This window comes from Paenibacillus sp. 4624 (genome assembly GCF_050435065.1).
In the GTDB taxonomy this organism is placed as follows: Bacteria; Bacillota; Bacilli; order Paenibacillales; family Paenibacillaceae; genus Paenibacillus; species Paenibacillus amylolyticus_D.
The window spans coordinates 1-13,303 of sequence record NZ_JBNDJR010000025.1; the positions used below are offsets into that span (position 1 = coordinate 1).

The window sequence follows — 13,303 nt, forward strand, 5'->3', positions numbered from 1 at the left end:
GTGAGCGGCACGCTTGGTGCGGTATCTGTCGTCACGTTCGAGACCACATTCGATGTACCGGCATTCGTACCGCCAGTGACCACAAGGCGGAAATCATATGACGTTGCCGGGTTCAATCCTGTTACGGTTGCACTTGTGGCATTGGCCGCAAGGGCTCCGCTTGTTTGTGCCGTTGTCCACGTGTTCGTGCCCGCTAGGGATTGTTCGATCACGATCCCAGTTGCCCCGCTCGCTGCTGTCCAGCTAAAGCTTGCCGTTGTACTCGTCTTCGCCGTATTCGCAAAGTCGGTGAGCGGCACGCTTGGTGCGGTATCTGTCGTCACGTTCGAGACCACATTCGATGTACCGGCATTCGTACCGCCAGTGACCACAAGTCGGAAGTCATACGACGTGGCCGGGTTCAATCCTGTTACCGTGGCACTTGTGGCATTGGCCACAAGTGTTCCACTTGTTTGTGCCGTTGTCCATGTGTTCGTGCCCGCAGGGGATTGTTCGATCACGATCCCAGTTGCCCCGCTGGCTGCTGTCCAGCTAAAGCTTCCAGTTGTACTCGTCTTCGCCGTATTCGCAAAATCCGTGAGCGGCACGCTTGATGCATTATCCGTCGTGATGTTCGAGACCACATTCGATGTACCGGCATTCGTACCGCCAGTGACCACAAGTCGGAAATCATATGACGTTGCCGGGTTCAATCCTGTTACGGTTGCACTTGTGGCATTGGCCGCAAGGGCTCCGCTTGTGGACGATGTTGTCCACGTGTTCGTGCCCGCTGGCGATTGCTCGATCACAATCCCGGTTGCTCCGCTGGCTGCCGTCCAGCTAAAGCTTGCGCTTGTACTCGTCTTCGCCGTATTCGCAAAATCCGTGAGCGGCACGCTTGGTGCATTATCCGTCGTGATGTTCGAGACCACATTCGATGTGCCAGCGTTCGTACCGCCAGTGACCACAAGGCGGAAATCATATGACGTTGCCGGGTTCAATCCTGTTACCGTGGCACTTGTGGCATTGGACGCAGTCGTTCCACTTGTTTGTGCCGTTGTCCACGTGTTCGCGCCCGCTGGCGATTGCTCGATCACAATCCCGGTTGCTCCGCTGGCTGCCGTCCAGCTAAAGCTTGCGCTTGTACTCGTCTTCGCCGTATTCACAAAGTTAGAAATTGGTGCCATCCTGTTGATACTAATCTTGTAGTACAAGGTCGTATTGTCTGCCGCAACGACTTTGATGTATACATCTGTTCCTGAACCCGATGTAAGGTTTACACTGCCGACATCAGGCGTCACGAAAGTACTGTCTGTTCCGTAGAAAGTCACCGTTGCTCCTGCGTCGTGCTTGACGATATCCCCGCCCGATACAGTGGATTCTCCATTTGCTACGGTGATGCTTGCCGTCTTCGGCGCCGCACTTGTTCCCGCTTCCGAACCTGTCGTTAGGGTCTGCCCCAATACGCTGGTCAAAGTTGCGTCGTTACTCGAACCAGAGGAAGCAAAAAAGTCGGTTTGTTTGCCAGAAACATAACCTGCCTCCATGTTAGTCCCATCAAAATACTGCAGCATCAGATTTCCAGTCGAAGGAGCGAACGGATAGAGGACATTCAGACTCTTACCCAGCAGGTTGCTTAATTCAGGAATATCAACCAAACCCTTATTCCATGTATTGCTGCCTGAGAATTTACCGTAATAGTAGAAAGAGCTCGGCTGATAGGTACTTGTATCAACAGAAGCTGCAAATATAAACATATTGTCGTTCGCATCAATAACTAAAGACCCGCTAGGCTGTCCACTCGGTATCGCAGCTGCTGCTGCAACATCAACATTATCAATTACTGTTGTTTCCCATGAACCACCGCTCCCCGTATTGGACGCAATTCCAAAACTGCCATTAATAAAGTCACTATATAGAATGTAAATGCGATCAAATGAATCTATCACCGACCCATAATAGGAAGAATTAGCATTTCCATCTATCACCTGTGTGGATGAAGTATAGGGAGCGCTAGATATATATATATTAGCTCCAGTTGCTGCATTAACCGAATAAACAATACTGAGATTTCCGTTTCCATCATTTAGAAGATTATTAATTTCTCCCTCATTCGGCATACTGATTCTCGTATCGGACCATGTGGTATTTGAATTCGAGCCAGTTTGTATTTTCACATGTCGATCTGGCAAAGTAGTATCGTTTTTATGTTTGATATACGCAACGGTAGCCACATTAGATGAGTTTACTTGCAGATGCAGTGATGCATAATAATCATGGACTACCGACATAGGCTGATTAGGAAGAGTCTGTGTCTCGATTCCGGTAAATCCACTTGACCATGAACTACTGTTCGTATTGTATGTACCATAATATACTCCCTTGGAGTAGGAGTACCACGTTCCGTCATTTATAGAGCCGGTCTTTAAGAAAGCAACATGCAGCGTTCCAGTTGAATCAACTGTCATATTCAATTCCTGATAATAATCATTAAGTTGATCCAGTCCCACGACTGCGTTAATACTCGTTTCTAATGAAAAAGAATTGCTCACTGAAGTCCATTTATATATCTTAAAATCCCTAATCCCCTGGTTTCCACCTTGAATAGTTCCCATTTCAGGATATGCGAGATACATATCTCCATTCGGGGCTTTGGCCACTGCCGATGGTATGCCATTGAATTCAGGATATGAATTGCTTGTAATCCCTGAAGCAGCCGATACAGGAAAAGAATGCAAACTAACGAAAAGTACAATTGCCATGAATGAAGAGAACACCTTATTAAGGTAGCTCTTCGCATTTTTTTTTGGATGGGATAAATGTCTTTGCAGCCCGATTTCTTCAGCTGTGGCCTTTTTCATCGCTATTCTCCTTTTTATTGAACCGTAGATTATGCAAGAGTTATTACAAACCTTATTTTGCTCGAGATCGTATCATGAATTTTAGAATCATAAATTTAAAGTTTCACCTCAGCCCCTTCCCAAATCATCCCTATAAAGTCTATATCGGTATGTAACCATACCGCCATCAGTCCTAATTGAAAAAAAAGAACCTTCTCGTCTGAAATCCAGACAAGAAGGTTCTCGTTAAAAACTATTAATGTGCAACTGCGTTGTTCAGCATGATCCAGATCGAACCAATGACGATAGTCAACATCATCAGCAATCCGAAAATGAGAGCCATCACGTTCCAGCGAGGTTTCTCCGTTTCACGGATATGCATGAAAAAGAAGAGTTGAACTACAAACTGCAGTGCCGCAGTTCCCAGAATAACAATCATCGTTCCTGTTTTGCCCATCATGTCGTTCAGCACCACTACCAGAGGAATGATGGTCAGAACGATGGACAGTATGAAGCCGATGACATAAGACTTCAGGGAACCATGTTGTTCATGGCCATGAGAATCATGTGCGTTGTGCTGTGCCATCTACATCACCCCCATCAGATAGACGATGGTCAGGAGGAAGATCCATACAACGTCCAAGAAGTGCCAGTACAAACTGATTACGTTGATTTTACCGCGAGTGACATCGGTAATACCCCGTTTTTTCAGTTGGAACATCAGGCCGATCATCCAGATCAGACCGAGCGATACGTGAAGTCCGTGAGTACCTACAAGGGTAAAGAACGCGCCGGATGCTGCACTTGTTGTGTAGCTGAATCCTTCGTGAACCATCTCAACAAACTCATAAATCTCCAGGGCAAGGAAGCCTGCACCCAGAACGGCTGTAACGATCAACCAGTTAATCAATTGTTTTACTTTGCCTTGGTTCATTGCCAGAACTGCAAGTCCGCTCGTAAATGAACTTGTGAGCAACAAGAACGTTTCAGCAATGACACCAGGCATTTTGATCAATTCAGACAAAATCGGTCCGCCCGCCGTATTGTCACGCAACACAATGAAGGTTGCGAACAATACGGAGAACAGGATAACGTCGGAAATCAGGAAGAACCAGAATCCGAGAATTTTCATTTCCTGTGGATCATGGTGGCCATGGTCATGGCCGTGTGCATGATTCTCACCGTGCTTAGCGGCTGCTTGAGCCATCTATACCGACCCCCTTAACGACGCTTCGGTACGCTTGATTTCATCGACCGGAATGTAATAGTCCGTATCGTAAGAGAAGGAACGAGCAATCATGCAGATACCCACGCCAGCGAGTCCAAGGATTGCCATCCACAGCCATCCAAAGACGAAGCCGAAACCAGCTACGAACCAGAAGACAGACATAATGAACGGAATCGAGGAATTTTTCGGCATATGAATTGGCTCATATACAGGCTCAGGCGGATAGATGCCTTTCGCACGACGTTCTTTCTCTTCCCACCACTCATCCACATCATCTCCGCGAGGTGTAACAGCGAAGTTGTATTCTGGAGCTGGTGAAGGAATCGACCACTCGAGCGTACGACCATCCCATGGATCGCCAGAAGCTTTGAGTGTTTTATATTTGCGAATACCGTCTGCAATTTGTGCAACTTGGAACAAGAATCCAACGCCCATCAGGAAAGCCCCGATTGTGGATACGAAGTTCAGTTCCCACCAGCCGGTATCCCAGCCGTAAGTGCTCAGACGACGAGTCATACCCATCAGACCGACAGCATACTGCGGCATGAAGCACACGTAGAAACCAATATTCCAAGTCCAGAATGCCCATTTGCCCAGTTTTTCTTCCAATTGGAAACCGAACATTTTTGGCCACCAGTAGTACAGACCTGCAAAGTATCCGAAGACAACGCCACCGATCAATACTTGGTGGAAGTGGGCAATCAGGAAGTAACTGTTGTGGAACTGGAAGTCAGCAGGAGCAACAGATAACAGAACGCCCGTCATACCCCCGACGATAAAACACGGGATAAAGGCAAGTGTCCACATCATCGGAGTGGCCATGCGTATCCTTCCTTTATACATCGTAAACAGCCAGTTAAATATCTTAACCCCTGTTGGAATGGCAATCAACATCGTCGTAACCGCGAAGAATGCATTAACGTCCGCTCCGGAACCCATCGTGAAGAAGTGATGCGCCCACGTGAAGAAGGACAGGAAGCTGATGATCAGCATCGCGAATACCATCGATTTGTAACCAAACAGTTTTTTCTTCGAGAATGTACTTACAATCTCGGAGAACACACCAAATGCCGGCAAGACGACAATGTATACCTCAGGGTGACCCCACATCCAGATCAAGTTGATATACATCATTGGGTTGCCGCCCAGATCAAGTGTGAAGAAATGCGCCCCGGCAAACCTGTCCAGGAAGAGCAGTGCAAGTGTCACCGTCAAGATCGGGAATGCAAACAAGATAATGATACAAGTGGAGAATACTGACCATGTAAACATCGGCAGTTTCATCCATTTCATGCCTGGCGCACGCATTTTAATGATGGTAACCATAAAGTTGATACCGGTTGCCAGGGAACCGATACCCGATATCTGGATACCCCATATATAGAAGTTTTGTCCTACCCCCGGACTGTGCGACAGCTCCGATAGAGGCGGGTAACTCAGCCATCCTGCATCCGGTGAACCACCGATAACGAAGGACAGGTTGAACAGCATTGCGCCCAGGAAAAATAACCAGAAGCTCAGTGCGTTCAGGAACGGGAATGCAACGTCCCTCGCTCCGATCTGTAACGGCACAATGACGTTAAACAAACCGAACATAAATGGCATCGCCATGAACAGGATCATGATCGTACCATGTGTTGTGAAGACCTGATTATAGTGTTCTGGATGTAAGAAATCCATATTAGGCATAGCCAGCTGCAGACGCATCATCAATGCATCCACACCACCACGGAACAACATGATAATGGAAGCAATGATATACATAATACCGATCTTTTTGTGATCGACAGTAGTTAACCAGTTACGCCAGAGCCAGCCCCATTTTTTGAAATAAGTCAGCACCGTTACGATGGTAATCATCGTAATTCCGATCGCCACGTCTGCTCCATAGATCAACGGATCGCCGGTAACGAAAAACTCCGATGCAAACTCTTTTAGTCTCTCTAACATTGGGGGCCTCCTTTCGAATCTTTAATTCGTACTTGTATTTAATTTCGGTACAGATAAGGATTTGTCTCCAGCAGCAGACTCGTTCGAGCTTGAGCCTTCATGCTTGCTGTGAGCACTTTTACCGTCAACAACGTATTTGGTTACGATTTTCTGGAACAGACCTTCAGGAAACGCAGAGTAGTAAGCAACGTTACTTGTTCCTGGCTTAGCCAGTGCATCATACGTATCTTGTGTCATTGGCTGGGATTGTTGCTTCACTTCATTCACCCATTTATCAAACTCTTCGTCCGAAGTTGCATTAACATCAAAACGCATCTCCCCAAAGTGTTCACCAGTGAAGTTCGCGCCTGAACCCCAGTATTTACCCTCATGGTCAGCTTGCAAATACAAGGTCATTGCCATTCCTGACATCGTGTAAATTTGTCCACCCAATTGCGGAATCCAGAACGAGTTCATTGGTGAATCCGCAGTAAGTTCAAATTTCACAGGCCGGTCTGCAGGAATATTCAGTGTGTTAACTGTTGCAATGCCCTGCTCAGGATAAAGGAACAACCATTTCCAATCCAGTGAAGATACCTGAATCGTAATTGGTTCTTTCTCATGTGCCAATGGTTTGGAAGGCTCCAAATCATAGGTGTAGCGCACAGTAACGATGGCCAAAAGTCCGATGATGACAATCGGAATTGTCCACCAGATGACTTCCGCCTTTGTACTATGAGACCAGTTTGGCTTATACTCATTTTTGTTTTCTGGCTTGTCGCGGTAACGCCAAACGATTACAGCGGACATAATCAACACAGGGACGATGACAACAGCACACAGAAGAGTTGAAATAAGTATCAAATCTTTCTGTGCGGCGCCGATAGGCCCCTTCGGATCCAGAACAACATACTGCCCGCCTGCCAGCATTGGCCAGACAATCAATGCAATTGTAACCAACGTCAGGACAACCGGAAGGATAATCCGGATAAGCGACCTAGGTTTCTTGTTCATTTTGATCCCCTCTCCTTAAATATTCGCTAATACTAAAAAATCAGTATACTACTCTCTTCCTACTAAAGATATCAGAAACGAGTGACTTTTTTGTTCATGTTAACAAATTTGTCGATTTTACACCCTAAATGTGTGAATTTTTTCTCACAAATCGCTTGATCGGTTGATATTTGTACATTGTAATCTTTACACTTCAGCTCACAAAACAAAACCCTTTGCAGTCCCGTTGAACGATTGTCAACGAATCCGCAAAGGGCTTTATTGACTGGATTTCCGGGGAATTCTCCAGTCTTATTATGGACGATATTACGCAAGATTATAATTAATCTGCACCTTCATCTTCATGCCGTGTATGAACCAAACCAATCGATTTAGCAATAACGTAGATAAATACGCTGCCTACAAGAAAGCCAATGCCGACCATTAATCCTAAATTGCGATCATTAAATTCATTCAAATTAATCAGGCACAGTACTACTCCGGTGATGAGCGCAACCCATGCCAGAACTGTCATCGTCAAAACTGCGCGACGCATATTTTTATCTTTACGCTCTAATTGGCTGACCATTGCTGTTTTAGATGCCATAGTAAACACTTCCTTTTCCCTTTTTGTAAGTGCTTTCCTAATACCAATATACCACATCAGTATGAATTTTAGTCAATAAATGTTCAAATTTATTTCTCATTTTTGACACTTTATTTCTTAAAAACATATTGACAAATACATCTTCACCATCACCATACTTCTTATAACCCAAAAACGATCATTTTATAACAGAAATTAAGTTAAAGCTTATGAACAGTTTAGAAATTCTAATTTTACTTGTGACAAATAGAAAAAGACGGTCTATCGGAGAACTCCGACAGAACCGCCTATATATAGTAGAAAAAAATAATTTCTGTTAATGAGGACATTCGCTCAAGCTTAGTTTCGGATCTCAAGCCAATTATTTTTAATCACGCTCTGATACCAGTAAAAGCTTTCCTTAGGTGTTCTTACAAGCGAACGAAAATCAACGTGTACCAAACCAAAGCGCATCCGGTAGCCTTCAGCCCATTCATAGTTATCCATCAGCGACCAAGCCATATATCCTTTCAGGTTGATGCCGTCATTGATAATGCGGTGGATCTGCGCCAAATGCTGCTCATAATACGAGATGCGGCGATCGTCGTTAATTTTGCCGTTCTCCAGATCGTCGTTAATGCATGCACCATTCTCTGTAATATACACATCCACGTTACCGTACTTTTGCAAATAATGCATAAACTCATACAAGCCGCGTGATTCCACAGGCCAGCCGATGTCTGTTTTAATTAATCCCATGTTCATTTCTTCCGACTGAAGCACACCCGCATCCGGATTATGACGGTTAATGCCCATCGTATAGTAGTTAATGCCAAGCAAGTCAATCGGCTCTGAGATAATTTCCATATCCCCATCTTGAATCGGTACAGTTGCTCCTGCTTCTGCAAACCAGTCCACCAGAAACTGAGGATAGGAGCCTTTATAGATTGGATCAAGGAACCAGTCTGTGTTCAGTGCGATAGAGCGGTCACATGCTGCCTGATCCTCAGCAGATTTGCTATACGGCTCAGCCCAGCATACATTCGGAGCGATACCGATCTGCCCCGTAATGCCCATACGGCGGAAAGACTGTACAGCTTTGCCATGTGCCACGAGCAGACCGTGAGCCACATTAATAGCCGTTTGTACATCTTTATTACCTGGCGCATGAATGCCAAGCATGTTGGACAGGAATGCAATACACCATGGTTCATTAAAGGTCAGCCAGAAGTTGATTTTGCCTGAAAATTCTTTGAAGATCACTTCAGCATATTTGACAAAAGCATCCACCGTTCTGCGGTTACCCCAGCCACCGTCATCCTCCAGCGTCTGCGGCAAATCCCAGTGGTACAGTGTGAGGAACGGTTCAATACCAGCATCTAGCAGAGCATCTACAAAACGATGGTAGAAATCCAGACCTTCACGGTTGATCTCCCCATCCCCATCTGGAATAATGCGCGGCCACGCAATAGAGAAACGATACGTGTTAATCCCGAGCTTTTTCATGAGTGCAATATCTTCTTCATAGCGGTGGTAGCTGTCACACGCAACATCGCCATTGTCACCGTTAAACACTTTACCAGGAGTACGTGCAAATGTATCCCAGATGGATACTCCACGTCCTCCTTCTTGCGCAGCCCCTTCAATCTGATAGGAAGCCGTTGCGGTTCCCCAGCGGAAATCTTGCGGAAATTGAAAAATGGTCATTGCTAAATCCTCCATTTCAGATGACGTACGGATCGTATATCCCACGGCATTCAATAGTAATAGGGTAGTGCATGTGAGGCATCATTCCATCTCGCTTATCGCTTCATTTTTTCATTGCTGAAATACTTCAATTGCAATTAGCGAAACCAGTTTCCTAAAACGTTTTCGAAAAAGCGTAAATAAAAAAGATCCAGACATGTAAACATGCATAACATAAAATCCATCCAATTGCTTGACTGGAAGTGCTTACAATAAGAGGATTATATGCGATATCAAAAATGTCGTCAATGCTTCTCGTTACAGAATTCTGAAAAGCTACTAATATAATAAAAGGCCCTCATAAATGAAGGCCTTTTCCAACTACTCCGATTTGAAACTGGAATATAGATGAACTCAACTTATTTCACATCTTTACCTGTCCACAGGGATACACGATCTTTGATCCATTCCGTGTATTGTTTCTCCATCTCCACTGCACCGGCTTTGTCCAGTTCAGCCAGGAATGAATCATAGGTTGCATCGAAGTTCGCTGGTGAAGTCAGAACAGCTTCCGGAATACGTTTGCGCACGATATCCTGTGTTTTCTGGAATTTCACACTGTAATCTGTACCGGAAGGCACGGGCATATTATAAGCTGCCCCCCACTCTTTCAGCTTCAGATCATCTTCGGCAGGATAGAAATCCTTCCACGTGTTAATGCCGTAAGCTTTCAACGTTTCCTTCTCAGCCGCCGTGTATCCGGCCTGAATCTGCTCAGGGAAGTTGGTCGTGTAGTAATTGTCGGTTGCATCCTTCACGCCATCACCGTATCTGGCACTGAAAATGTTGTACATGCCAATACCCGTTTCTTTGGTGAATGCGGCGTTATCGTTTACTTTACGATCCTGAATATCCTGCGGAACGACACGTTTGCCATCCTCTACTTTGTAATGCTCATTTTCAATGCCCCAGTTTCTCAGGACTTGACCTTCATCGGATGCGAGCCAATCCATGAACTTGATAATGCGAACCGGGTCTTTGGCAGACGTCGTGATTCCGATGCCGTAACCGTCAAAGCCGGTTGGCTGGAACGTGTGGTCTACGATGTCCTTGTTCAGTGAGACGGAGAAGTGAGCATACGTGCTGTCATCCTTACCTGCGGACTTGAGAGCATTTTCGGCTTCACCATAGTTCCACTCCTGATCAATCAGACCTAGAACACGGCCGCTGGCAATTTTGGACTTGTATTGGTCATCCTTCTGCACAAATGTATCTTTGTCCAAGAGACCTTCGTTGTACATTTTATTCAACCAGCGGAAGTATTCTTTCTCCTCTGGACGTTTGTAGTGGAGCATCGCTTCATACGTTTCAGGGTTAATGTAGTATTCACCATCGTCCGGTGCTCCTGTAGCCTGGAAAGCCGGATTCGTAACGGTGATCATGATTTTCCAGTCATCGGCATTCAGCGTCAGTGGAATCGTTGGCTGACCATCGATCGTAGGATGTTTTTCATAATATGCTCGAAGTACATTTTCGTAATCTTCCAGTGTTTTTACTTCAGGGTAACCTAGTTCTTTCAATACCTTTTGCTGAATTTCGAATCCGCCTGTAGCGTCAAAGACAACGTTATCTACCCCCATATTGGTCGGGATGGTATAGATTGCTTGATCTTCGGTGCTGTATTTCAGACGGTTCATCTGATCACCATAAATTTTTTTCAGATTGGGAGCGTGCTCTTCAATCAAATCGGTGAGGTCAATCATTGCACCTGCATCCACCAATTTTGACAAGTTTCCTTTTGGGAAAATGATGTCTGGATAGTCACCGCTGGCCGCCATCAGCGCAACCTTCTGGTCACCGCCATTGTTAACATCATACTCGGCCTCAATCGTAACGCCGGTTTGCTTTGTGATTTCTTTACCAACGGCATCCTGCATGTTGTTCCAGGTTGGACTTGGGTCCGCGCCAAAGAACGAGATTGTAATCGGGTCGGTACCGCTGGATTCGGTAGTCTCCTTGGTGCCGGAGTTACCGCATCCAGCCGTAACCAACATTGCACTAGCCAACATTAACATTGCAAACGTCTTGGGTGTTTTACCTGTCATTCTGCCTTTCATTTTGCCTTTCATTTTGCCTCTCATTTGTCTATCTCCCCTATTTATGAAGGTTTTATCTGTATAACAGGCTTGGTGCCTGTGAATACCACATCATATTTGAGCCAAGCTTATTCCAGAAAAATATAATCACAATTTTCCTTTAATCATTTATCTTGCTTATTTCACATCTTTACCTGTCCAGAGGGATACGCGATCCTTGATCCATACGGTGTACTGTTTTTCCATCTCTACTGCGCCTGCTTTATCCAGTTCAGCGAGCAGTCCGTCATAGAGCGTGTCAAATTGATCCGGCTTTGCCAAGATCGCTTCTGGAATGCGTTTGCGGATGATATCCTGTGTTTTTTGGAAGGTCACGTTGTATTCGGTATCGGAAGGCACCGGCATGTTATATGCTGCACCCCAATCCTTCAGTTTCAACTTATCCTCAGATGGGAAGAAGTCTTTCCATGTCGTGATGCCATACGCTTTCAACGTTTCTTTCTCCGCCGCTGTATATCCAGCCTGAATCTGTTCAGGGAAGTTCGTTGTGTAGTAGTTATCTGTGGAATCTTTCATACCATCACCATATCTGGCACTAAAGATGTTATACATTCCAACTCCTGACTCTTTCGTGAAGGCCGAGTTATCGTTGATTTTGCGATCTTGGACATCTTCCGGAACGATGCGTTTTCCATTCTCTACTTTGTAGTGCTGGTTCTCAACACCCCAGTACCGGAGTACCTGGCCTTCGTCAGAAGCAAGCCAATCCATAAACTTGATGATACGAACCGGATCTTTCGCAGACGTTGTAATACCAATACCGTAACCGTCAAAACCGGTTGGCTGGAACGTATGATCTACGATGTCTTTGTTCAGGGAAACGGAGAAGTGAGCATATGTGCTCTCGCCGTTGTTTTTGGATTTCAACGCATTCTCAGCTTCGCCATAGTTCCACTCCTGGTCGATCAGACCCAGAACGCGGCCACTGGCGATTTTGGACTTATACTGATCATCCTTTTGAACAAACGTATCTTTATCCAAGAGCCCTTCGTTGTACATTTTGTTCAGCCAGCGGAAATATTCTTTCTCCTCTGGGCGTTTGTAGTGCAGCTTTGCTTCATACGTCTCCGGATCAATATAATACTCACCATCGTCTGGTGCTCCTGTGGCTTGGAAGGCCGGGTTTGTAACCGTAATCATAATCTTCCAGTCATCGGCATTCAGCGTCAGCGGAATGGTAGGCTGCCCATCAATGGTTGGATGTTTCTCATAATAAGTGCGAAGCACATTTTCATAGTCTTCAAGGGTTTTCACTTCGGGATAACCCAGCTCTTTCAACACTTTCTGTTGAATCTCAAATCCGCCGGTCGCATCGAATGCGACGTTACCTACACCCATATTGGTTGGAATCGTATAGATGGCCTGATCTTCCGTGCTATACTTCAGACGGTTCATCTGATCACCATAGATTTTCTTCAGGTTAGGCGCATGCTCCTCAATCAGGTCGGTTAGATCAAGCATTGCACCTGCATCCACCAGCTTCGACAGATTTCCTTTGGGATAGATAATATCAGGGTAATCACCACTAGCAGCCATCAGCGGAATTTTCTGGTCTCCGCCATTATTCACGTCAAACTCTGCTTCAAGCGTAACACCGGTTGCCTTCGTGATCTCTTGCCCAACAGCATCCTTCATGTTATTCCAGTTCGGACTTGCATCGGCTCCGAAGAATGTAAAGGTGATTGGCGTGGTTGTATCCCCCGTGTCCACCGGTTTTTCTTCAGCTGATTTCCCTCCGCTAGTTCCGCATCCTGCTGTGATCGCAAGAGCGCTCGCTAACAAAAGCATTGCAAATGTTTTTGGTGTTCTGCCCTTCATGTATAATCCCCCTTTGGATAAAATGAAGCTGTGTATTTGTATAACAGGGCACGCCTGCTCATACCATATCCGGGTGAATCCAGTGTAC

The 13,303-nt window shown here is 45.6% G+C and carries 9 protein-coding genes; all 9 read right to left on the bottom strand.

Translation table 11 applies throughout. From position 1 onward, the window contains the following. The coding region (locus ABIE27_RS30250; protein WP_429352178.1) for a beta strand repeat-containing protein at nt 1–2,741 on the bottom strand (2,741 nt) is incomplete at its 3' end. Nucleotides 2,742–3,075: 334 nt separating this feature from the next. Further along, complete coding sequence (gene cyoD / locus ABIE27_RS30255; RefSeq protein WP_090924960.1) at nt 3,076–3,405, bottom strand: cytochrome o ubiquinol oxidase subunit IV; 330 nt, start codon at nt 3,403–3,405, stop codon at nt 3,076–3,078. Then, entirely contained in the window at nt 3,406–4,026 is a 621-nt protein-coding gene (cyoC, locus tag ABIE27_RS30260; RefSeq protein WP_090924959.1) for a cytochrome o ubiquinol oxidase subunit III, read from the bottom strand. Further along, on the bottom strand, nt 4,027–5,997 hold the full coding sequence (locus ABIE27_RS30265; RefSeq protein WP_123065891.1) for a cbb3-type cytochrome c oxidase subunit I: 1,971 nt from the start codon (nt 5,995–5,997) through the stop codon (nt 4,027–4,029). A 21-nt stretch (nt 5,998–6,018) separates the two neighbouring features. Then, a complete protein-coding gene (gene cyoA, locus ABIE27_RS30270) occupies nt 6,019–6,990 on the bottom strand; it encodes a ubiquinol oxidase subunit II (RefSeq protein ID WP_123065892.1) in 972 nt (323 codons plus the stop codon). A 322-nt stretch (nt 6,991–7,312) separates the two neighbouring features. Continuing rightward, complete coding sequence (locus ABIE27_RS30275) at nt 7,313–7,576, bottom strand: hypothetical protein (RefSeq protein ID WP_123065893.1); 264 nt, start codon at nt 7,574–7,576, stop codon at nt 7,313–7,315. Nucleotides 7,577–7,915: 339 nt separating this feature from the next. Further along, nucleotides 7,916–9,262: a GH1 family beta-glucosidase gene (locus ABIE27_RS30280; protein ID WP_123065894.1), complete on the bottom strand. Its 1,347-nt coding sequence runs from the start codon at nt 9,260–9,262 to the stop codon at nt 7,916–7,918. Between the two features lie 398 nt (nt 9,263–9,660). Next, the gene (locus ABIE27_RS30285; RefSeq protein ID WP_429352185.1) at nt 9,661–11,346 is read right to left on the bottom strand and encodes an ABC transporter substrate-binding protein; all 1,686 of its coding nucleotides are present in this window, start codon (nt 11,344–11,346) and stop codon (nt 9,661–9,663) included. 168 nt (nt 11,347–11,514) lie between these two features. Continuing rightward, nucleotides 11,515–13,215, bottom strand: coding sequence for an ABC transporter substrate-binding protein (locus ABIE27_RS30290; RefSeq protein ID WP_123065895.1), 1,701 nt, complete (start codon nt 13,213–13,215; stop codon nt 11,515–11,517). Nucleotides 13,216–13,303 lie beyond the last annotated feature (88 nt).